We start from the raw sequence: 21,309 nt of genomic DNA on the forward strand, positions 1-21,309 counted from the left end.
CCGCCCCTGACACCCTGACAATTCACACGACTTTCAAGGACGCCCCAGATGTGCGCCGAGACGCCCGACTATAAAGCAACGCTGAACCTGCCGAAAACCGATTTCCCGATGCGCGCGGGACTGCCCAAACGCGAGCCTGAATGGCTGGCCCGCTGGGAAAAGATCGGCATCTATGACCGCCTGCGCGACAACGCCGAAGGCCGCACGCCCTTTACCCTGCATGACGGCCCCCCCTACGCCAACGGTCATCTGCATATCGGTCACGCGCTGAACAAGACGATCAAGGACATGATCGTGCGCAGTCACCAGATGATGGGCCGCGACGCACGCTATATCCCCGGCTGGGACTGCCACGGCCTGCCGATCGAGTGGAAGATCGAGGAACAGTATCGCGCCAAGGGCAAGAACAAGGACGAGGTCGATGTCGTCGATTTCCGTCAGGAATGCCGCCGCTTTGCCGAGGGCTGGATCGACGTGCAGCGCGACGAGTTCAAGCGCTTGGGCATCACCGGCAAGTGGGAACGCCCCTACCTGACGATGGATTTCCGCGCCGAGCGTATCATCGCCGAGGACTTCCAGAAGTTCCTGATGAACGGAACGCTGTATCAGGGTTCCAAGCCCGTGATGTGGTCGCCGGTCGAAAAGACAGCACTTGCCGAGGCCGAGATCGAGTATCACGACCACAAAAGCCACACGATCTGGGTACCATTCAAGGTGGTCTCGGGCGGTGATTTCACCATGCCCGAAGGCGAGGATGACGACTATGCCGGCGCTGATGCCGCGCTGGCGGCGAAGGATCTGCTGTCGGCCAAAGTGGTGATCTGGACAACAACGCCCTGGACGATCCCGTCCAACAAGGCCGTCGCCTATAACCCCAGGATCAACTACGGCCTGTACGAAGTCACTGGCCGACCCGAGGAATGCTGGTGCAGGATCGGCGACCGTTATCTGCTGGCAGATACGCTGGCCGGGGACGTTTTGAGCTCCGCTCGGCTGGACGACACGATGTATCGCCGCCTGCGCGATGTCTCGGCTGAAGAACTGTCCACTCTGACGCTGGCGCATCCATTCGCAGGCGCGGATGGCGCGGATGGCTTCTGGGACTACCCTGTGCCGATGATCGACGGCGATCATGTGACCGACGAGGCTGGCACCGGCTTTGTTCACACCGCCCCCAGCCACGGCGCGGATGACTTTGAATGCTTTATGAAGCGCAACTGGCTGGACCGGATGACCCATAACGTGGGCGAGGAATCCGAATTCCTGCCGCATGTGCCGTTCTTCGCGGGCCTTCAGGTGTTCGACCGCAAGGGCAAAGAGGGCAAGGCCAACCCCACCGTGATCGCCAAGCTGGTCGAGGTTGGCGGGCTGATCGCCCGTGGCCGTGTGACCCACAGCTATCCGCATAGCTGGCGGTCCAAGGCGCCGGTGATCTTCCGCAACACGCCGCAATGGTTCGCCGCCATCGACCGCGAGGTCGGCGACGGGCAGGACACCTATGGCAAGACAATCCGCGAACGGGCGCTGACCTCCATCGACGAGCTGGTGAAATGGACGCCGCAAACCGGCCGCAACCGTCTGTTTTCAATGATCGAGGTTCGCCCCGATTGGGTTCTGTCGCGCCAGCGCGCCTGGGGTGTGCCGCTGACATGCTTCACCCGCAAGGGCACGCTGCCCACGGATGAGGGCTTTCTTCTGCGCGATGAGGCGGTCAACGCCCGCGTGCTTGAGGCCTTCGAGGCGGAAGGCGCAGACGCCTGGTACAAGCCCGGCGCGAAGGAACGCTTCCTCGGCACCGATTACAACGCCGATGAGTGGGATCAGGTCTTCGACATTCTCGACGTGTGGTTCGATTCCGGCTCCACCCACGCATTCGTGTTGCGCGACCGCGAGGACGGCACCGAAGATGGTATCGCCGATGTCTACATGGAAGGCACCGACCAGCATCGCGGCTGGTTCCATTCTTCCATGCTGCAAGCCTGCGGCACCATTGGCCGTGCGCCCTATCGCAACGTTGTCACGCACGGCTTCACGCTGGACGGCAAAGGCAACAAGATGTCCAAATCGCTGGGCAACACCATCGCGCCTGATGATGTGGTCAAGCAATACGGTGCCGATATTCTGCGGCTCTGGGTGGCACAGGCCGACTATACCGCCGATCAGCGCATCGGGCCGGAAATCCTGAAAGGCACTGCCGACAGCTATCGCCGCCTGCGCAACACCATGCGGTTCATGCTGGGCGCGCTGTCGCATTTCGAGGAATCCGACCGGGTTGCACCCGCCGATATGCCCGAACTGGAACGCTGGGTGCTGCACCGTCTGGCCGAACTCGATCACCGCGTCCGCAAGGGCTATGCCGAGTTTGATTTTCAGGGTGTGTTTCAGGCGCTGTTCAACTTCGCCACGGTGGATCTGTCGTCCTTCTACTTCGATATCCGCAAGGACGTGCTGTATTGCGACGGCGACACGGACCGCCGCCGCGCCGCGCGCACGGTGCTGGATATTCTCTTCCACCGGCTGACCACCTGGCTGGCCCCGGTTCTCGTCTTCACGATGGAGGAAGTCTGGCTGGAACGTTTCGGCGGCGAAGAAAGCTCTGTCCACCTGACCGATTTCCCGGAAACGCCCGCCGATTGGCTGGACGAACCGCTTGCCGCCAAATGGACCAGCGTGCGTCAGGCGCGCCGGGCCGTGACAGCCGCACTTGAAGTGCAGCGTACCGACAAGGTGATCGGCGCGTCGCTGGAGGCAGCCCCGGTCGTGCATGTGCGCGACAAGGACATGCTGGCCGCGCTGAAATCCGTCAACTTCGACGATATCTGCATCACCTCAGCGATCTCCCTGACCGGCGATCCACAGCCCGGCGAATCCTTCCGCCTGCCGGAAATCGACGGCGTGGGCGTGGTGTTCGAGAAAGCCGAGGGCGCTAAATGCCAGCGCTGCTGGAAGATCCTGCCCGATGTCGGCACCCACAAGCATCCGGGCACCTGCGCGCGCTGTGACGCTGCCCTCGGCTGACCCACCGACGCGGTGATATGAAAGGCGGACCGCGATGAGCCTGACGGTTTTCCTCGCGGTCCTCGCCGCCGCCCTGCTTCATGCGGGCTGGAACGCGCTGATCAAACTCGGCGCGTCCAAAATGACCTCGATGCTGATCCTCACGCTTGTGCAGATGGGCATGGGCGGTATCGTGGCGCTGGCTCACCCGCTGCCCTCGTCCGAAGTCTGGCTCTGGTTGCTGGCCTCCGGCGTCTTCCATTCCGGCTACAAGCTGTTCCTGGCCTATGCCTACGAACAGGGCGATCTCAGCCGCGTCTACCCCATCGCCCGGGGCGCGGCACCGCTGGTCGTAACGCTGATCTCTGCCGCCCTGCTCGCCGACATCATCCTGCCGCTGGAATATCTGGCAATCGCCGTTCTGGGCTGCGGTATCCTGATGATGGCCCGCGGCGTCTTTACCAGCGGCGAAAGCCACCGCCTTGTGCCACTGGCCTTGGGGTCGGCGCTGATGACGGCTGGCTATTCTCTGGTGGACGGCTTGGGCGCGCGGATCTCGGAAAATCCGGCAATGTATGTCGCGTGGCTTTTCATTCTGGACGCTGCGTTTTTCACACCCATCTGCATCGCGCTACGCGGGCGCGCAGTCCTTCAGGCCCGCAAACAGGACTGGGTGCTGGGCAGTCTCGCCGCCGCCGGATCCTACGCAGCCTATGCCATCGCCGTCTGGGCCATGACCCAAGCCCCCATCGCGCTGGTGACCGCCCTGCGCGAAACCTCTATCCTCTTCGCCGTGCTTCTGGGCTGGCTCTTCATGGGCGACCGGATTGACCGCACCAAGGCGCTTGCCGCCACGCTGATCATCGCGGGCGTCGTTCTGACCCGGCTTTGAACCGTTCTTGCCAAAGAGCACGCCCGACGCCACTTTACGCAAATGCCCAGTCTGACTGTCCCCACGCCCACCGGCCCCTTCACCATCACCGAAGAGCTCGGCCGGGTCACCCGCAGCGAATGGGGCAGCGGCGGTACAGATCAAACACCTTTGCTGCAACGCGCCGCCGCACAGGTTACCGCCTATTTCGACGGACAGTTGACAAGTTTCGATCTGCCACTCAACCCCGGCGGATCACGCCTGCAACAACAGACATGTAACGCTATGCTGACCATCCGCTTCGGCGAGACCCGCACCTATGGCGACCTCGCCAAATCCCTCGGCGTTCCCGCACAAGCAATCGGTCAGGCCTGCGGCGGCAACCCGATCCCGCTGATCATCCCCTGCCACCGCGTCCTCGCAGCGACCAATCTCGGCGGCTTTTCCGGTCGCCATGGCATTGAAACCAAAGTCTGGTTGCTGAAACACGAAGGCGCGGCCAGCCTGCTGATCTGAACCATCCACCGCGAAAACGTCAGACTTGCACGTCGCCTCGCAACGCGCGCCGAGCGTCCCGCCCGACAGGCGGGAGGCGAGACATCCCGTGCGGCCGCAAGGCCGCTCCGTTAAGGAACAGCCGCTGTCAGTCGCGCCGCGAATCGCGTGGGTAAACGCCCAGAATTTCCAGATAACTGGTGAAATAACCCAATTCGTCCAATGCCCGCGCCACTGCCGGATCGTCGGGATGCCCTTCGATATCGGCATAAAACTGCGTCGCCGTGAAAGACCCGCCCACCATGTAGCTTTCCAGCTTGGTCATGTTGACGCCATTGGTCGCAAACCCGCCCATCGCCTTGTACAGCGCCGCCGGAATGTTGCGGACCTGGAACACGAAAGACGTCATCATGCCATGCGCGCCGCGCGGCGTCATATCCGGCTCGGGCGCCATGATCAGGAAACGCGTCGTGTTGTTGCCCTCATCCTCGATATGGCGCGCCAGAACTTCCAGCCCGTAAATCTCGCCCGCCAATTCCGAGGCCAGCGCCCCCATCTTCGCGTCGCCCACCTCGGCCACATGTTTGGCCGATCCTGCGGTATCCGCGCCGGTGACCCGGTGAATGCCGTGCTCGCGCAAGAACTTATGACATTGTCCCAGAAGCACCGTATGGCTCATCGCGCTTTCGACCGCACTCAGCTGCGTTCCGGGGACGGCCAGCAAGTTGATATGCACCCGCACGAAGGTCTCGTCGATGATGTGCAGACCAGATCCAGGCAGCAGCGAGTGTATGTCCGCGACCCGTCCATAGGTGGAATTTTCCACCGGCAGCATCGCTAGAGCCGCATCGCCGCCACGCACCGCCTCGATCGCGTCCTCGAAGGTGCGACAGGCCAGCGCCTCCATCTCCGGGCGTGCCTGGCGACAGGCCTCGTGGGAATAGGCACCAGGTTCCCCCTGGAAGGCAATGCGTCTGGTCATCTCGAAAATCCTGAGGTTTAATCCCTCTCGGGCGTTTGGTCGCGGCTTCTACACCTTGCCACAGCGAAGGGGAAGCCGTAGATACGCGCCGAAACCCTATTCATACGGACAGGCGAGCGATGCTGGATACGATGACACTCACCAAGATACTCGGCGCTTTCTGCGGGGCCCTGCTGATATTCCTTGTCGGCAAATGGGCTGCGGAATCGCTGTACCATGTCGGCGCAGGCGGACACGGTGAGGAGCACGCGATGGGCTATGCCATCGAAACCGGTGGCGACAGCACCTCAGAAGAACCCGCAGAAGAGGTGGACTTTGCAGCCCTGCTCGAAGCGGCAGACCCGGAAAAAGGCGCGAAAGTGTTCAGCAAGTGCCGCGCCTGCCACAAGGTGGAACCTGACGCGAACGGCACTGGCCCAACACTGTACCAGGTTGTCGGCCGCGAGGTCGACAGCGTCGATGGCTTTGCCTATTCCGGCGCGCTGGAGAAGGTCGCAGATGTCTGGACGCCGGAGCATCTCAACGGTTTCCTCGAAAACCCCAAAGGCTATGCGCCCGGCACCAAGATGAGCTTTGCCGGCCTCAAGAAGCCCGAAGATCGCGCCGACCTGATTGCGTATCTCGATACGCTCGGCGGCTAAGCTGCACAGAACCCCCGCGCACAGGGCCGTTGTCCATCCGGACAGCGGCCCTTTTCTTTTCTGCGGCGGCAATTTGCCCGCCGATCACGCAATCTCAACTTGAATGTGGTTGGACACGCCCCTTAGCTTGTGACCAATGTCCAAAGGGCTGACTGCATAACCGGAGGTGAACCGATGATCAGGACGACTGCGCAGGCGCAAAGCCGCATTTCCAAGGGGATGTCGGTCCAACATGCCATCGCTGCCGGGCTGATGGCGGCAGGGATTGCCCTCTGCGCCGGACAGGTGCAGGCTCAGGCTGACGACGCAGGCATAACGCGCGCGCATGGCTATTCCTATTTCGGCAATCTGGATTATCCGGCGGATTACGATCATCTGCCCTATGCCAATCCCGACGCCCCAAAAGGTGGGGAACTGTCGCTGGGTGCCACCGGAACGTTTGACAGCCTCAACCCCTATTCCCGGAAGGGACGCGCGGGCGCGCTGACAGCAATTCAATATGACCAGTTGATCGAATCCACCGCTGACAGCGTCGGGCAATATTACTGCGTCCTTTGCGAAAGCCTCGAATATGACGAGGGCAAGAATTACGTCATCTTCAATCTTCGCCCCGAAGCGGTTTTCTCTGACGGCAGCCCCGTCACGGCCGAGGATGTCGTCTATAGCCACCGCCTGTTCATCGAGCAGGGCCTGCCGTCTTACGCGCAGGCCGTCGGCCGCATGGTCACGGGTGCCGAGGCGCTGGACGAACACACCGTCAAATTCACCTTCGCCGAAGGCATCACCCGCCGCAGCCTGATCGAAACCGTGGGCAACACGCCGGCCTTTTCCAAGGCGTGGTTCGAGGCGGATCCGAAACGTCGGCTCGACGAACCCCGGCTGGAGGTCGCCATCGGGTCCGGCCCCTACATCCTTGACAGCTACGAGGTGAACCGCCGCATCGTCTACAAGCGTAACCCGGATTATTGGGGCAAGGATTTGCCGTTCAACAAGGGGCGGCACAATTACGACACCATCCGGATCGAGTATTTCGCGGACAGCACTGCCGCGTTCGAAGCGTTCAAGGCCGGCGAGTACACGTTCAAGAACGAAGGCGACCCCAAACAATGGGCCACCGGATATAACTTCCCGCGCGTGCAAAACGGTACGGTGGTGAAGGAAGCCCTGCCCGACGGAAGCCCACCCGATGCCGCAGGTTTTGTCTTCAACCTCGCCAAGCCGCAATTTGCCGACAAGGACGTGCGCAAGGCGCTGGCCTTGGCCTTCAACTTCGAATGGGCCAACGAATCCCTGCGTTACGGGCTTTACAGCCAGCGCAGTTCTTTTGTCGAAGGCACACCGCTGGAGGCGAAAGCCACACCACAAGGCGCGGAAAAGGCGTTTCTGGACTCGCTTGGCGATGTCGTGCCGGACGCATTGATGAACGAAGAGCCGATGATAAGCCATAGCTCGGACGCCGGGCGGCTGAATGATCGTGGCAACCTGCGCCGCGCCGCAGCCATCCTGGAAGACGCGGGCTGGTCCATCGCAGACGATAACCTGCGCCGAAACGCGGATGGCAAGACGCTGGATATGCGCATCCCGATCCCGTCGAATATGGACCCGACGCTGGAAGCGATGGTGGAAACCTATGTCCAGAACCTTAAAATTCTGGGCGTGAACGCCAGCTATGAAAAGATCGACCCCGCGCAATACACGTTGCGGCGGCGTGAACGCGACTATGACGTGATCTATTCCACGCAATACGGTGCCTTCCTTTCCACCGGTGGCGGTCTGTCCCAGATGTACGGTTCGCGCGAGGCTGAATTCAGCCTGTTCAACCCGGCAGGCATTGCCAGCCCGCTGGTGGATGCGATCATCGAAGCATCGTTCGACACCACCAATCAGGCCGATCAGGACGCGGCCCTGATGGCACTGGACCGTGCGTTGCGCTTTGAGTATTTCGTTGTTCCCACTGGCTATATCGCCGAACACTGGGTGGCCTATTTCGACATGTACGAACATCCCGACCCGCTGCCGCCCTACGATCTGGGCTACCTTGATCTGTGGTGGATCGACGCTGAAAAGGCGCAGGCCCTGAAGGACAAGGGCGCGCTTCGTTAACATGGGCGCGTATATTTTCAGACGGTTGTTGCTGATCATCCCGACGCTGTTCGGGATCATGGTGATGAATTTTGCGCTGGTGCAATTTGTCCCCGGTGGCCCGATCGAGCAGATCATTGCCCAGATCGAAGGCGGCGGTGACGTGTTTGGTGGCTTTTCCGGTGCGGGCGGATCGCCTGCTTCGGAACTGGAAACCCAAGGGGCGGGCGGCGACAGCCAATATGCGGGTGCCCGCGGGCTGCCGCCGGAATTCATCGAGAAGCTGGAGAAGGAATTCGGCTTCGACAAGCCGCCGCTGGAACGCTTTATCGGGATGATGTGGAATTACATGCGGCTGGATTTCGGCGAGAGCTATTTCCGGTCGATCAGCGTGATGGATCTGGTGATCGAAAAGATGCCAGTGTCGATCTCTCTGGGCCTGTGGTCCACGCTGATCGCTTACATCGTGTCGATCCCGCTGGGCATTCGCAAGGCGGTCAAGGACGGCTCGGCCTTTGACACTTGGACCTCGGGTGCGATCATCGTGGCTTATGCGATCCCCGGCTTCCTGTTTGCGATCCTGTTGCTGGTGCTGTTCGCGGGCGGGTCCTATTGGCAGATCTTCCCACTGCGGGGCCTTGTGTCCGACAATTGGGAAAGCCTTTCCTGGCCCTCGCGCATAGCGGATTATTTCTGGCACATCACCCTGCCGGTTCTGGCCTCGACAATCTCGGCCTTTGCCACGCTGACGCTGCTGACCAAGAACAGCTTTCTCGACGAGATCAAGAAGCACTATGTGATGACCGCCCGCGCCAAGGGGTTGTCCGAACGCGCGGTTCTTTATGGCCACGTCTTTCGCAACGCCATGCTGATCGTCATCGCAGGTTTTCCGACGGTGTTCATCGGCGTGTTCTTTTCCGGTTCCCTAATTATCGAGACGATCTTTTCGCTCGACGGTCTTGGACGATTGGGGTTCGAGGCTGCCGTGGCCCGCGATTATCCAGTGATCTTCGGCACGCTGTTCGTTTTCGGCCTTATGGGTCTTCTGGTCGGCATTCTTTCGGACCTGATGTATGTGTTCGTCGATCCGCGCATCGACTTTGAAAAGCGGGAGGGTTGAGGCCATGCAAAACCCCGACCTGATCCCCGAACCCATGCCCGGCAAGCCCGTGGCCCCCGTCCCGCGCAAGGGTTTCTTCACGCTGTCGCCGCTCAACCAGCGGCGCTGGCGAAATTTTCGCCGCAACGGCCGCGCGTTCTGGTCGCTGATCATCTTTGCCGTGGTCTTTGGCCTGTCGCTGTTTGCCGAGTTCATCGCGAACGAAAAACCGATCCTCGTCAGCTATCGCGGAGAGTTTTATACGCCGATCTTCAATTTCTACGCCGAAACCGATTTCGGTGGCGATTTCCGCACCGAAGCCATCTACCGCGACCCGGAGGTGAAATGCCTTGTCCGCACTGGCGGGCTGGATGCGTGTTTCGACACACCGGATGAGTTGATCGAACGGGTGGATGCAGGCGAGGTTCTGGACGGCGATTTCCAGAAAGGCTGGATGCTGTGGCCGCTGATCCCCTACAGCTATCAGACCACGGTGGACCGTCCCGGTGCAGCCCCGCTGCCGCCGAACTCCCAGAACTGGCTGGGCACCGATGACACCAAACGCGATGTCGTCGCCCGTGTAATCTACGGCTTCCGTCTGTCGATCCTGTTCACCCTGATCGTGACAACGCTCGCCTCTGTCGTGGGGATCGTCGCGGGCGCATTGCAAGGGTTCTTCGGCGGCTGGCTGGATCTTATCTTTCAGCGCGTGATCGAAATCTGGGGCGCGACGCCCTCGCTTTACATCATCATCATCCTTTTCGCGATTCTGGGACGAAGTTTTTGGCTGTTGGTGTTCCTGACGGTCCTGTTCGGCTGGACGGCGCTTGTGGGCGTGGTGCGCGCGGAATTCCTGCGCGCCCGCAATCTGGAATATGTCCGTGCCGCCCGTGCGCTTGGTGTCAGCAACTGGACGATCATGTTCCGCCATATGCTGCCCAACGCGATGGTGGCCACCGTGACCATGCTGCCCTTCATCGTGACCGGAACAATCAGCACGCTGGCGGGGCTGGATTTTCTTGGCTTCGGCCTGCCCTCCTCGGCACCTTCACTGGGCGAGCTGACCCTTCAGGCAAAACAGAACCTGCAAGCGCCGTGGCTTGCCTTTACCGCCTTTTTCACCTTCGCTGCCATGCTGTCGCTGCTGGTCTTCATCTTTGAAGGCGTGCGCGATGCGTTCGACCCCAGGAAAACCTTTTCATGAGCACCATCCTTGAGGTCAACGACCTGTCGGTGGGCTTCCGGCAGGACGGCCAGATTTCACGCGCCGTCAAGGGCGTGTCCTTCACGATTGAGAAGGGCGAAACCGTGGCACTGGTCGGCGAAAGCGGGTCCGGCAAATCGGTCACTGCGCTGTCCACCGTATCGCTGCTGGGCGACAGCGCCATCGTCGAAGGGTCTGTCATCTATAACGGGCAGGAAATGATCGGCGCGTCACCCAAACGCCTGCGCGATGTGCGCGGCAATGACATCAGCTTCATCTTTCAAGAGCCGATGACCTCGCTCAACCCGCTGCACACGCTGGAAAAGCAATTGTCGGAATCGCTGGCGCTGCATCAGGGGCTGACCGGAGACAAGGCGCGCGCCCGGATCTTGGAACTTCTCAACAAGGTCGGCATCCGCGATCCGGAAAGTCGTCTTGGGGCCTATCCGCACCAGTTGTCCGGCGGGCAGCGTCAGCGTGTGATGATTGCGATGGCGCTGGCCAACGGGCCGGACCTGCTGATCGCGGATGAGCCGACAACGGCACTGGACGTGACCATACAGGCGCAGATCCTGGAGCTTCTGGCCGATCTCAAGCAGGATTACGACATGAGCCTGCTGTTCATCACCCATGACCTTGGCATCGTGCGGCGCATCGCCGACAGGGTCTGCGTGATGAAAGACGGAGAGATCGTCGAGGCGGGCCGCACCTCCGAGATTTTTGCCAATCCGCAGCACTCCTATACGCAAATGCTGCTGAGTGCGGAATCCACCGGCACGCCGGATCCGGTCGCGGACGGTGCAGAGCTGGTGGCCGAGACCGACCAGTTGAAGGTTTGGTTCCCGATCCAGCAGGGCCTGTTCAAACGCACGGTGGGGCATGTCAAGGCGGTGAACGAGGCGACGATCTCTGTCCGGGCGGGCGAGACGCTGGGCATCGTCGGGGAAAGCGGATCGGGCAAGACCACACTTGCGCTGGCGATGATGCGGCTGATCCAGTCCGAAGGTGCCATCACCTTCATGGGGCAGGACGTGCGCAAATGGTCCACGAAAGAGCTGCGGCGCCTTCGTGCCAAGATGCAGATCGTGTTTCAGGACCCGTTTGGCAGCCTGTCGCCGCGCATGACCTGCGAACAGATCATCGCCGAAGGGTTGGGCGTACATGGCAGCCCCGATGGTCGGCCTGCGCGCGAACTGGTGGCCGAGGTGATGACGGAGGTCGGGCTGAACCCGGCGACGATGCATCGCTACCCGCACGAATTTTCCGGCGGGCAACGCCAGCGCATCGCCATTGCCCGCGCGATGATCCTGCGGCCCCGGCTCGTGGTACTGGACGAGCCGACCTCGGCGCTGGACATGACGGTTCAGGTGCAGATCGTGAACCTGCTGCGCGACTTGCAGCGCAAATATGACCTTGCCTATCTGTTCATCAGTCACGATCTGAAGGTGGTGCGCGCGATGTCGCATCGGGTGATGGTGATGAAACAGGGCGACGTGATGGAATATGGCGCTGCTGAAGAGATCTTTGAGGCACCGAAGACCGACTACACCCGCGAATTGCTGGCGGCGGCCTTCGCATCGCATGTCACGGGTGGGGTCTAGGAACCAGGAGGCCCCGGGTGTTCCCCCGGGGCGCGCTTGCCCTGACCGCAACCCGATAGCGCCCTTGCAGGAACGTCAATTCTACGGCGCTGACGTCGCAATTCCGTATAGCAAGGCCATCAAACTTGAAAAAATGCCGCAGGGTCGGATGCCGCGCGTCAAAAAGGCCCATTGGGGCGAGTTGTTTTCATCGGCCCAACCCCCTAACCTTCACCGCAGGGCGCTGGGTGTCTTTGACCCAGATCAAATGTGGATCTCAAGATGTTGCAAGAACCCATCCTCACTGGCACCCAGAATTGCGCGGAATGCCCGATCCGGCACCGCGCGGTCTGTGCCCGCTGCGAGACGGACGAATTGCAGCGACTGGAAGAGGTCAAATATTACCGACGCTTCGAGGCCGGCCAGACCATCATCTGGTGCGGCGACCGAATGGATTTCGTGGGCTCTGTCGTGTCAGGCGTTGCCACACTGTCCCAGACCATGGAGGACGGGCGCACACAGATGGTGGGTCTGTTGCTGCCATCCGATTTCGTTGGGCGGCCCGGTCGGCCCGTTGCTGCCTATGACGTGACGGCCACCACGGATGTGCTGATGTGCTGTTTTCGCAAGGCCCCCTTTGAGGGATTGATGGCAGACACCCCACATATCGCGCATCGTCTTCTGGAGATGACGCTGGACGAGCTGGACGCAGCACGCGAATGGATGCTGGTTCTGGGGCGCAAGACCGCGCGCGAAAAAATCGCCTCGCTTCTGTCGATCATCGCACGGCGCGATGCCATTCTGCATCAGCGCAGCAAGGATGCGCCGGTGGTATTCGACTTGCCGCTGACACGCGAAGCGATGGCGGATTATCTTGGGCTGACGCTGGAGACCGTCAGTCGTCAGGTGTCCGCGCTGCGCAAGGACGGTGTGATCTCGCTTGAAGGCAAGCGTCGCATCACCGTCCCCGATCTAAGCCGCCTTCTGGACGAAGCAGGTGACGATTCGGCCACCTGAGCGGCCTGCCGGACAGTCCTGACGCGGCGACACGCGCGGCCGTCTCGTCAATTTTCAATCAATGCGCCATGAAAACCGGCACCGGGCAGTTTTCCAGCATATTGCGCGTGGCACCCCCAAGGATGGCCTCTCGGAAACGCGAATGGCCATAGGCCCCCATCACCATCATATCGGCATCGACATCCCGAAGATGACGCACCAGCACGTCGGACACGCGCGGCATTGTCTTGGACAGCACATCAATCTGCGCCTTGACGCCGTGGCGCGACAGATATTGCGACAGCATCCCGCCCGGATCGGACCGGTTCGGCCCGCGCGCCGGCGGGTCAATGACGACGACATGAACAATGTCGGCCGACTGAAGCAGGGGAAGGCTGGCGCGAACGGCGTTCAGCGCCTCGGCGCTTTCATTCCAGGCCAGCACGATCCGTTTGGGCGTCGGCACTGGTGTGCCCGTGTCCGGCACCACCATGACCGGGGTCTGCCCTTCAAAAAGCGCGCCTTCGACCACCGGCTCCAGCTCTGCGCCGCGTTCATCGCCATAAGGTCGTGGCACCACGACCAGATCGGAGAACCGTGCCCGCGCTGCAACATGCCGCGTAATATCGGCGAGCTGGGCAACGCCTGATTCCACCCCCCAGCGACCGTCCCGGCCATCAAGCTGCTTTCGCGCAAACTCTTCCAGCTCTTTGGCCTCTTCGGTCGCGCGAGAGATTGTTTCCTGCACGATCATCGCACTTGCGCCCGCATAGTAGTAACCGGTCTGGCTGCGATCCACACCAAGGCACAAGACGTCCAGATGGGCATCGCAGGCTTCAGCCAAAGCTGTGGCATGGGTCAGCGTCGTGCCCGCCAACCGGTCGTCGGTCAGGACTGTCAAAAATGTCTTATAGGCCATGATTCCCCCTCATGCGGTGTGATCCTCTCACGAAGCCTAGACCCTTCCGGCCGGCACCTCCTTGATCCGCATCAATAACGCGTCGCAAAAAGGTTGACCTAGATCAAGGCGCGCCCTTCCCCGCCAGCGCACAACCCGCTCAATTGAATACCCCCGCGCGGGGCGTGACTCGTGCGGGACTGACGAAGGGACAAACCATGACAAATTACTTCAAGCTGATCGTGCTTGGCCTGATCACGCTGTTTGCGATGATCGCGGCCAACTATGCACGCGACGCGGCCTATATGGTGCATGCCATCATCATCATGCTGGTCGCGGGCGGCCTGTTTCTGTGGACGCTGCGCAATACCGACGAGCCGGAGCCACCTGCGGTGCTGCAAACCAGCTATCTGGACGGGGTCATCCGCTACGGCGTGATCGCCACCGCGCTTTGGGGCATCGTGGGCTTTCTGGTGGGCACGTTCATTGCCTTCCAACTGGCCTATCCGGCGCTGAACTTCGAATGGGCTGACGGATTCGCGAACTTCGGTCGGCTGCGCCCGCTGCACACCTCTGCGGTGATCTTTGCCTTTGGCGGCAACGCATTGATCGCAACATCATTCTATGTGGTGCAACGCACCAGCGCCGCGCGTCTTTGGGGCGGCAATCTGGCGTGGTTTGTCTTCTGGGGCTACCAGCTGTTCATCGTTCTGGCGGCCACGGGCTATCTGTTCGGGTCCACTCAGTCCAAGGAATATGCCGAACCCGAATGGCATGTGGACCTGTGGCTGACGGTCGTCTGGCTGGCCTATCTGACCGTGTTCATGGGCACGATCATCAAGCGCAAGGAACCGCATATCTACGTCGCCAACTGGTTCTATCTGGCCTTCATCATCACCGTGGCGATGCTGCATGTGTTCAACAACCTGTCCATTCCGGTCAGCATCTTCGGGTCGAAATCCGTGCAGGTCTTTTCCGGCGTGCAGGATGCGATGACGCAGTGGTGGTACGGCCATAACGCCGTGGGCTTCTTCCTGACGGCCGGCTTCCTTGGCATGATGTACTATTTTGTGCCGAAGCAGGCCGGACGGCCCGTTTACAGCTACAAGCTGTCGATCATCCACTTCTGGGCGCTGATCTTCCTGTATATCTGGGCCGGTCCGCACCATCTGCACTATACCGCCCTGCCCGACTGGGCGGCGACGCTGGGCATGGTGTTCTCGATCGTTCTATGGATGCCAAGCTGGGGCGGCATGATCAACGGGTTGATGACCCTTTCGGGCGCCTGGGACAAGCTGCGCACCGATCCGGTTTTGCGGATGCTGGTGCTCTCGCTCGGCTTTTACGGCATGTCTACCTTCGAGGGTCCGATGATGTCGATCCGTGCGGTGAACTCCCTGTCGCATTACACCGACTGGACCATCGGTCACGTACATTCCGGCGCGCTTGGCTGGAACGGCATGATCACCTTCGGCGCGCTTTACTTCCTGGTGCCGAAACTTTGGAACCGCGAGCGGCTGTACAGCCTGTCACTGGTCAGCTGGCACTTCTGGCTCGCCACGATCGGCATCGTCCTTTACGCGGCGTCGATGTGGGTCACCGGCATCATGGAAGGCCTGATGTGGCGCGAAGTCGACGCGAACGGCTTCCTCGTGAACGCATTCGCCGACACCGTTGCCGCGAAATTCCCGATGTATGTGGTCCGGGCACTGGGCGGGGTCATGTTCCTCAGCGGTGCGCTGATCATGGTCTACAACCTGTGGATGACCGTCAAACGCAGCCCCGCTGTCGAGGCGACTGTTGCCGCATCACACGCCACCCCGGCTGAATAAGGAGGGCCAGGACAATGACAACTGATAAAAAACCTCCCATGCCAGCATCGGCCACTGGTATCGGCGCACGCCCCCGCCGACGGACCTTCCTTGACCGTCACGGCATGATTGAACGGAACGCAACGCTGCTGCTGATCCTCAGCTTTCTGGTGGTCAGCATCGGCGGGCTGGTTCAGATCGTCCCGCTGTTCTATCTCGACAACACCATCGAAAAGGTCGAGGGCATGCGTCCCTACACCCCGTTGGAACTGACCGGACGTGACATCTATATCCGCGAGGGCTGTTACGTCTGCCACAGCCAAATGATCCGCCCCATGCGGGACGAGGTTGAACGCTACGGCCATTACAGCCTTGCGGCGGAATCGATGTATGACCATCCATTCCAATGGGGGTCCAAGCGCACCGGGCCGGATCTGGCCCGCGTCGGCGGCCGCTATTCCGATGTCTGGCATGTCGATCACCTGCGCGATCCGCAATCCGTGGTGCCTGAATCGGTGATGCCCAAATACGGCTATCTGGAGGCCAAGCTGCTTGAAGGCGAATATGTGTCCGACCTGCTACGCACCCACGCCTTTGTCGGCGTCCCCTACACCGACGAAATGATTGCCGAAGCGCGCCGCGATTTTGCCGCGCAGGCCGATCCCGACAGCGATTATGACGGTCTGCTGGAGCGTTACGGCGACAAGGTGCCGATCAGCAATTTCGACGGGCAGCCGGGCATTTCCGAAGCCGATGCGCTGATCGCCTATCTTCAGATGCTGGGCACGTTGGTCGATTTCTCGACCTTCACGCCCGATGCAAGCCGCTAAGGAGGGCTGGATATGGAAACCTATTCGCTTCTCCGCCAGTTCGCTGACAGCTGGATGTTGCTGGCGCTGTTTGTCTTTTTCGCTGGGGTCATCCTGTGGGTGTTTCGTCCCGGTGCCAAGAAAACCTATGACGACACCGCAGACATCCCTTTCCGGCACGAAGACAAACCCGCCGAAGACAAGGAGGCGAGGAAATGAGCAAGACACCCGAAAAGCAGAAGGGCGATCCGGAAACCACAGGGCATAGCTGGGACGGGATTGAAGAATTCAACAACCCGCTGCCGCGCTGGTGGCTCTGGACGCTTTATGCAACGATCTTCTGGGCCGTTGCCTATACCATCGCCTATCCGGCCTGGCCGATGATCTCCAAGGCGACGGCGGGCGTTCTGGGCTATTCCACTCGTGGCGAGGTGGCCAAGGACATCGCTGCGGTCGATGCCCGCAATGCCGGTATCAACGAACAGTTGGCCTCGACTCCGCTGACGGAAATCAGCGCCGACCCCAACCTTCAGACCTATGCCCAGAACGCGGGCGGGGCGGTGTTTCGCACATGGTGCGCGCAGTGCCACGGGTCCGGTGCGGCGGGGGCCAAGGGCTATCCCAACCTGCTGGACGATGACTGGCTGTGGGGCGGCGATATCGAGGCGATCCACGAGACCATCAGCTACGGCATCCGTAACGAGACAAACCCCGATGCGCGCTATTCCGAAATGCCGGCCTTCGGGCGTGACGAATTGCTGGAGAACGCGCAGATTGAGCAGGTCGTGAACTACGTCATGTCCCTGTCAGGCACCCCGCAGGATGCCTCACTGGTCGCGGAAGGAGAGGTTGTGTTCATGGACAACTGCGCGGCCTGCCATGCCGAGGACGGCACCGGCGATCGTCTGCAAGGTGCTCCGAATCTCGCGGACGCGATCTGGCTGTATGGCGGCGATTACGACGCATTGATGGAAACGGTCAACAATGCCCGTTTCGGCGTCATGCCCGAATGGCAGGACCGTCTGTCCGAGGCACAGATCCGCGCGGTCACCAGCTATGTCCATGGTCTGGGCGGGGGCGAAGCAACGCCCGAGTGACCTGCACGCATACCACCGGATTTGTTGTCCCTTGTCCGGTGGTGTGACGCCGGTATCCCGAACTGTTCGCGCGTTTCCAGGGATACCGGCGTTCAATATTACTGTCGCTGTCGGATGCCCGGTCAGCGATAAGGATCAGAAAAAAGCCTTTGCAGCGCAGCGCAGCTTTCGATCGGCTCCGCCCACATGATAGAAACACGTCAAACGGCGCGGGCAGGGTTGCACGCGCCGTTCTTGTTCGCTGGATCAAGCAACATACTGGCGATCCATTCGGTTGTGCGTCTCTACGCGGCTGGCGCACAGACAGAACGCCGGCGGACAGTATGGCTGCTATCCATGTCAAACCACTCTGGCAGCGCCAGCGCCTTTCTACGCGACGGTCGGCGCAGTCTTCGGCGCAGTGCATGACGGACGTGGCACACGGTTACGCAGATACTTGGAGGAGCCTCTGATTACTTCCGGATCAGGGCCGACGCGTCCAGCCGAGGCAACCTCTGCGGGTCGGCAGAGTCCGGCACCGTCCAGTGCGCCGGCGCATACCAGTCGGAATCGCCACGCTCTTGCGCTTGGATCTGGCGGGTTGCAGTCATTATGCTATGTGAAAATATTCCAAACATGTCGTGGCCTCCTTGGATTTGGTTTCGTGCGATCATCATTGACCAGAATGCGATTCTATGCGACTCAGTAAACTTTCATATATGTAAGATAGGATTACATTATGGATTGGCGCAGCTTGCCCCCTCTTTCGGCCCTCCGGGCGTTTTCGGCCTATGCTGAAACGGGCTCGGTCGTTGCCGCCGGATCGGCACTAAATGTCAGCCATGCAGCGATCAGCCAGCAATTACGCAGTCTTGAAACGCATATGGATGTGCGCCTGCTGGACCGCTCTGGCCGGACCCTTGCACTGACGGCAGAGGGCCAGCAACTGGCCGATGCGCTGGCCGCCGGATTCGGCCGCATCTGGCAGACGGTCGAGGCGCTGACCGGTGCCCATGCCAGCCGTGCGCTGCAAGTCGCGACAACGCCCAGCTTTGCGTCGCACTGGCTGATGCCCCGTCTGGCGAGCTTTCGGGTGGCCCATCCCGACATTGACATCATGATCAACCCCAGCCCGGCCCTGACAGACCCGACACCGGGCGGCGTGGACGTCGCGCTGCGCTACGGGGCGGGAAAATGGCCAGGGCTGGAGGCCGAAATGCTGGTGCCTTCCTCGTTGATGGTGGTCGCGGCACCCTCTCTGATCGGGGATTTCTTTCCCACTCGTCCGCAGGAATTGACGGACTATCCTTGGTTGCAAGAACTTGGCACCACCGAAAGCTCGCACTGGCTGGCCCGCCACGGCGTCACCGACACGCGCGTCAAGGGCGTGATCCACGTTCCCGGCAACCTGATGCTGGATGGCGCGCGCAACGGACAGGGCATCGCTGTCTCCACCCGCGTTTCTGTCGAAGAGGACATTCGCGCCGGACGCTTGCGTCTGCTGTTCGAGGACAAGCAGGACGAAGGCTATCACATTGTCACCGCCCCCGGCATCATCCGGCCAGCGCTTCGCGACTTTATCCATTGGCTGCGGCGCGAAGCCCGCAATAGATGACTTTCAGAGTCAGTATTTGACACAGGTCAAGGCCGCCCCCTGCCCAGGCTGACACAAGGGCGCGAAAATACGCCCTTTGCCGGAGTGATTCCGTGTCCGATATGCAACCTGACGCCCCACCAAGCCTTTATGCTGCGCGCGAACCGATCTTTCCGCGCCGCGTTTCGGGCAAGTTCCGCAATCTCAAATGGGTGATCCTGATCCTCACCCTGGGCGTCTATTACCTGACGCCGTGGATTCGCTGGGATCGCGGCCCGATCCTGCCCGATCAGGCGGTTCTGGTGGATCTGGCGAACCGGCGTTTCTTCTTCTTCTGGATCGAGATCTGGCCGCATGAGTTCTACTTCATTGCGGGCCTGCTGATCATGGCCGGGCTGGGGCTGTTCCTGTTCACCTCTGCGCTTGGGCGGGTCTGGTGTGGCTATGCCTGCCCACAGACCGTCTGGACCGACCTTTTCATTCTTGTCGAACGCTGGGTCGAGGGCGACCGGAACGCGCGCCTGCGTCTGCACCGGCAGAAGAAACTGGATTTCCGCAAGGTCCGGTTGCGCATGACAAAATGGGTCTTGTGGTTGCTGATCGGTCTTGCCACGGGCGGCGCATGGGTGTTCTATTTCACAGATGCGCCAACGCTGCTGCGCGATCTTGTGACGCTGAACGCGCATCCCGTGGCCTACACCACGATGCTGCTGCTGACCGTCACCACCTTCTTTTTCGGCGGGTTTGCGCGGGAACAGATCTGCATCTACGCCTGCCCCTGGCCGCGGATTCAAGCAGCAATGATGGACGAGGACACCCTGACCGTCGGCTACCGCGTCTGGCGCGGCGAACCGCGCGGCAAGGGCAATGTCCGTCGCAAGAAGAAGGCCGATGTCATGGCCGCCGAAGCCGCCAGTCAGGCAGGCGGTCCGGGGGCCGGGATCGGACAGGCCAAATACGCCCCGACCCCCTATCCCGGCGTGGCGGACAAGGCCTCTGCCGCCCCGGTCGATGCGGCACAGTTTCAGGATGGTCCCGGCGACTGCATCGACTGCATGGCCTGCGTGAATGTCTGCCCGATGGGGATCGACATTCGTGACGGCCAGCAGATGGAATGCATCACCTGCGCGCTGTGCATCGACGCCTGCGATGACGTGATGGCCAAGATAGGCAAGCCGCGCGGGCTGATCGACTATCTCGCATTGTCGGACGAAAGCCGCGAACGGGCGGGCGAGGCACCGCGCCCGGTCTGGAAGCATATCTTCCGGCCCCGCACCATCCTGTATACGTCGCTTTGGTCTCTGGTCGGGCTTGGTCTGGTCTTTGCGCTGTTCATCCGGTCGGATATTGAAATGACCGTCGCACCGGTGCGCAATCCGACCTTTGTAACCTTGTCCGATGGTTCAATCCGGAACACTTATGACGTAAGGTTGCTGAACAAGCAGGGCGAGGCCCGCCCGTTCCGGATCACCGCCACCGGCGCGCCGTCCCTGCAAGTGGAACTGGAAGGCGCATCGGCCCAAACCATCACGGTGCCGGCCGACAGCACCTATTTGCAGCGGGTCTATGTGATCGCGCCCGAAGCCTCTGCCCCGGCACAGGCGGAACGCACAGAGTTCCGCTTTTGGGTCGGGGATGTGACAAATGGCGACACCGCCAGCAAGGACACTGTGTTTAACGGAAGGACAAACTGATGGGCATGCAGGATCAGGCGACCGGGGCCAAACTTACCGGATGGCATGTTCTGGCGATCTTCGGCGGTGCCTTCGGCGTCATCATCGCGGTCAATCTGGCGCTGGCGTGGAACGCGGTGCGGACCTTTCCGGGGCTGGAGGTGAAAAACTCCTACATTGCCAGCCAGACCTTCGACACCCGCCGCACCAGTCAGCAGGCGCTTGGCTGGACCGTGCGCGCCGATGCCGAAGGCGACCGGGTCATCCTGGCGATCACCGATGCCGAAGGCCAGCCCGTGCAGCTGAGCGCGCTGGAGGCCACGCTGGGCCGTGCCACGCAGGTCAAGGACGACCGCACGCCCGATTTCCGGTTCGACGGCACCGCCTATGTCGCGTCGGAATCGCTGCCCGGCGGCAATTGGAACATCCGAATGAAAGCGACCGCGCTTGACGGGACAGAGTTCACCCAGCGCGTTATCCTTCACGTCAAAGGCTGACACA

The 21,309-nt window shown here is 61.1% G+C and carries 19 protein-coding genes; 16 read left to right on the plus strand and 3 right to left on the minus strand.

All coding sequences use genetic code 11. From position 1 onward, the window contains the following. The first annotated feature begins 48 nt into the window (after window positions 1–48). The 3 genes from ileS to B8991_RS03035 are packed head-to-tail and all read left to right on the plus strand — an operon-like array spanning window position 49 to window position 4,384. Window positions 49–3,018, plus strand: a complete 2,970-nt coding sequence (gene ileS, locus B8991_RS03025; protein ID WP_084350355.1) for an isoleucine--tRNA ligase — start codon at window positions 49–51, stop codon at window positions 3,016–3,018. Between the two features lie 34 nt (window positions 3,019–3,052). Next, on the plus strand, window positions 3,053–3,889 hold the full coding sequence (locus tag B8991_RS03030) for an EamA family transporter (RefSeq protein WP_084350356.1): 837 nt from the start codon (window positions 3,053–3,055) through the stop codon (window positions 3,887–3,889). 42 nt (window positions 3,890–3,931) lie between these two features. Further along, complete coding sequence (locus B8991_RS03035; RefSeq protein WP_084350357.1) at window positions 3,932–4,384, plus strand: methylated-DNA--[protein]-cysteine S-methyltransferase; 453 nt, start codon at window positions 3,932–3,934, stop codon at window positions 4,382–4,384. Window positions 4,385–4,511: 127 nt separating this feature from the next. Here B8991_RS03035 and B8991_RS03040 read toward each other — a convergent pair whose 3' ends face one another. Beyond that, a complete protein-coding gene (locus tag B8991_RS03040) occupies window positions 4,512–5,345 on the minus strand; it encodes a prephenate dehydratase (protein WP_084350358.1) in 834 nt (277 codons plus the stop codon). A 119-nt stretch (window positions 5,346–5,464) separates the two neighbouring features. Here B8991_RS03040 and B8991_RS03045 point away from each other — a divergent pair, with 119 nt between their 5' ends. From B8991_RS03045 to fnrL, 6 genes are all read left to right on the plus strand, one after another. Next, window positions 5,465–5,986 (plus strand): c-type cytochrome, encoded by a 522-nt coding sequence (locus tag B8991_RS03045; RefSeq protein ID WP_084350359.1) that lies wholly within the window; start codon window positions 5,465–5,467, stop codon window positions 5,984–5,986. A 174-nt stretch (window positions 5,987–6,160) separates the two neighbouring features. Continuing rightward, window positions 6,161–8,089, plus strand: coding sequence for an extracellular solute-binding protein (locus B8991_RS03050; protein WP_084350360.1), 1,929 nt, complete (start codon window positions 6,161–6,163; stop codon window positions 8,087–8,089). 1 nt (window position 8,090) lies between these two features. Then, window positions 8,091–9,188 (plus strand): microcin C ABC transporter permease YejB, encoded by a 1,098-nt coding sequence (locus B8991_RS03055; RefSeq protein WP_084350361.1) that lies wholly within the window; start codon window positions 8,091–8,093, stop codon window positions 9,186–9,188. A gap of 34 nt (window positions 9,189–9,222) precedes the next feature. Further along, complete coding sequence (locus B8991_RS03060; RefSeq protein ID WP_143514492.1) at window positions 9,223–10,371, plus strand: ABC transporter permease; 1,149 nt, start codon at window positions 9,223–9,225, stop codon at window positions 10,369–10,371. Next, the gene (locus B8991_RS03065) at window positions 10,368–11,972 is read left to right on the plus strand and encodes an ABC transporter ATP-binding protein (protein ID WP_084350363.1); all 1,605 of its coding nucleotides are present in this window, start codon (window positions 10,368–10,370) and stop codon (window positions 11,970–11,972) included. The genes B8991_RS03060 and B8991_RS03065 overlap by 4 nt, the downstream gene beginning before the upstream one ends. A gap of 261 nt (window positions 11,973–12,233) precedes the next feature. Continuing rightward, entirely contained in the window at window positions 12,234–12,968 is a 735-nt protein-coding gene (gene fnrL / locus B8991_RS03070; protein ID WP_084351093.1) for a transcriptional regulator FnrL, read from the plus strand. A 58-nt stretch (window positions 12,969–13,026) separates the two neighbouring features. Here fnrL and B8991_RS03075 read toward each other — a convergent pair whose 3' ends face one another. Further along, entirely contained in the window at window positions 13,027–13,866 is an 840-nt protein-coding gene (locus B8991_RS03075) for a universal stress protein (protein WP_084350364.1), read from the minus strand. 197 nt (window positions 13,867–14,063) lie between these two features. On the opposite strand from B8991_RS03075, the gene ccoN reads away from it, so the two are divergent. The 4 genes from ccoN to ccoP are packed head-to-tail and all read left to right on the plus strand — an operon-like array spanning window position 14,064 to window position 17,562. Continuing rightward, window positions 14,064–15,677, plus strand: a complete 1,614-nt coding sequence (gene ccoN / locus B8991_RS03080; protein ID WP_084350365.1) for a cytochrome-c oxidase, cbb3-type subunit I — start codon at window positions 14,064–14,066, stop codon at window positions 15,675–15,677. A gap of 38 nt (window positions 15,678–15,715) precedes the next feature. Beyond that, complete coding sequence (gene ccoO / locus B8991_RS03085) at window positions 15,716–16,486, plus strand: cytochrome-c oxidase, cbb3-type subunit II (protein ID WP_084350366.1); 771 nt, start codon at window positions 15,716–15,718, stop codon at window positions 16,484–16,486. Between the two features lie 12 nt (window positions 16,487–16,498). Next, entirely contained in the window at window positions 16,499–16,684 is a 186-nt protein-coding gene (locus B8991_RS03090) for a cbb3-type cytochrome c oxidase subunit 3 (protein WP_084350367.1), read from the plus strand. Next, entirely contained in the window at window positions 16,681–17,562 is an 882-nt protein-coding gene (ccoP, locus tag B8991_RS03095) for a cytochrome-c oxidase, cbb3-type subunit III (protein ID WP_084350368.1), read from the plus strand. The genes B8991_RS03090 and ccoP overlap by 4 nt, the downstream gene beginning before the upstream one ends. A 452-nt stretch (window positions 17,563–18,014) precedes the next feature. On the opposite strand, the gene B8991_RS21395 is transcribed toward ccoP, so the two are convergent. Further along, window positions 18,015–18,152: a hypothetical protein gene (locus B8991_RS21395; protein WP_179141419.1), complete on the minus strand. Its 138-nt coding sequence runs from the start codon at window positions 18,150–18,152 to the stop codon at window positions 18,015–18,017. Window positions 18,153–18,280: 128 nt separating this feature from the next. On the opposite strand from B8991_RS21395, the gene B8991_RS03105 reads away from it, so the two are divergent. From B8991_RS03105 to B8991_RS03115, 3 genes are all read left to right on the plus strand, one after another. Next, on the plus strand, window positions 18,281–19,156 hold the full coding sequence (locus tag B8991_RS03105; protein WP_084350370.1) for a LysR family transcriptional regulator: 876 nt from the start codon (window positions 18,281–18,283) through the stop codon (window positions 19,154–19,156). A 101-nt stretch (window positions 19,157–19,257) separates the two neighbouring features. After that, entirely contained in the window at window positions 19,258–20,829 is a 1,572-nt protein-coding gene (locus B8991_RS03110) for a 4Fe-4S dicluster domain-containing protein (RefSeq protein WP_235866548.1), read from the plus strand. Continuing rightward, on the plus strand, window positions 20,829–21,305 hold the full coding sequence (locus B8991_RS03115) for a FixH family protein (protein ID WP_143514479.1): 477 nt from the start codon (window positions 20,829–20,831) through the stop codon (window positions 21,303–21,305). The genes B8991_RS03110 and B8991_RS03115 overlap by 1 nt, the downstream gene beginning before the upstream one ends. The last annotated feature ends 4 nt before the right edge of the window (window positions 21,306–21,309 follow it).

Source organism: Primorskyibacter flagellatus (assembly GCF_900176485.1).
GTDB classification, from domain to species: domain Bacteria; phylum Pseudomonadota; class Alphaproteobacteria; order Rhodobacterales; family Rhodobacteraceae; genus Primorskyibacter; species Primorskyibacter flagellatus.

Coding starts and splice junctions, on each gene's coding strand:
- ccoO (WP_084350366.1), top strand. CDS start 15,716: ATGCCAGCATCGGCCACTGGTATCGGCGCACGCCCCCGCCGACGGACC.
- B8991_RS03110 (WP_235866548.1), top strand. CDS start 19,258: ATGCAACCTGACGCCCCACCAAGCCTTTATGCTGCGCGCGAACCGATC.
- B8991_RS03060 (WP_143514492.1), top strand. CDS start 9,223: ATGCCCGGCAAGCCCGTGGCCCCCGTCCCGCGCAAGGGTTTCTTCACG.
- B8991_RS03035 (WP_084350357.1), top strand. CDS start 3,932: ATGCCCAGTCTGACTGTCCCCACGCCCACCGGCCCCTTCACCATCACC.
- B8991_RS03075 (WP_084350364.1), bottom strand. CDS start 13,866: ATGGCCTATAAGACATTTTTGACAGTCCTGACCGACGACCGGTTGGCG.
- B8991_RS03055 (WP_084350361.1), top strand. CDS start 8,091: ATGGGCGCGTATATTTTCAGACGGTTGTTGCTGATCATCCCGACGCTG.
- ccoN (WP_084350365.1), top strand. CDS start 14,064: ATGACAAATTACTTCAAGCTGATCGTGCTTGGCCTGATCACGCTGTTT.
- B8991_RS03045 (WP_084350359.1), top strand. CDS start 5,465: ATGCTGGATACGATGACACTCACCAAGATACTCGGCGCTTTCTGCGGG.
- B8991_RS03030 (WP_084350356.1), top strand. CDS start 3,053: ATGAGCCTGACGGTTTTCCTCGCGGTCCTCGCCGCCGCCCTGCTTCAT.
- B8991_RS03040 (WP_084350358.1), bottom strand. CDS start 5,345: ATGACCAGACGCATTGCCTTCCAGGGGGAACCTGGTGCCTATTCCCAC.
- B8991_RS03105 (WP_084350370.1), top strand. CDS start 18,281: ATGGATTGGCGCAGCTTGCCCCCTCTTTCGGCCCTCCGGGCGTTTTCG.
- B8991_RS03050 (WP_084350360.1), top strand. CDS start 6,161: ATGATCAGGACGACTGCGCAGGCGCAAAGCCGCATTTCCAAGGGGATG.
- B8991_RS03090 (WP_084350367.1), top strand. CDS start 16,499: ATGGAAACCTATTCGCTTCTCCGCCAGTTCGCTGACAGCTGGATGTTG.
- B8991_RS21395 (WP_179141419.1), bottom strand. CDS start 18,152: ATGACTGCAACCCGCCAGATCCAAGCGCAAGAGCGTGGCGATTCCGAC.
- fnrL (WP_084351093.1), top strand. CDS start 12,234: ATGTTGCAAGAACCCATCCTCACTGGCACCCAGAATTGCGCGGAATGC.
- ileS (WP_084350355.1), top strand. CDS start 49: ATGTGCGCCGAGACGCCCGACTATAAAGCAACGCTGAACCTGCCGAAA.
- ccoP (WP_084350368.1), top strand. CDS start 16,681: ATGAGCAAGACACCCGAAAAGCAGAAGGGCGATCCGGAAACCACAGGG.
- B8991_RS03115 (WP_143514479.1), top strand. CDS start 20,829: ATGGGCATGCAGGATCAGGCGACCGGGGCCAAACTTACCGGATGGCAT.
- B8991_RS03065 (WP_084350363.1), top strand. CDS start 10,368: ATGAGCACCATCCTTGAGGTCAACGACCTGTCGGTGGGCTTCCGGCAG.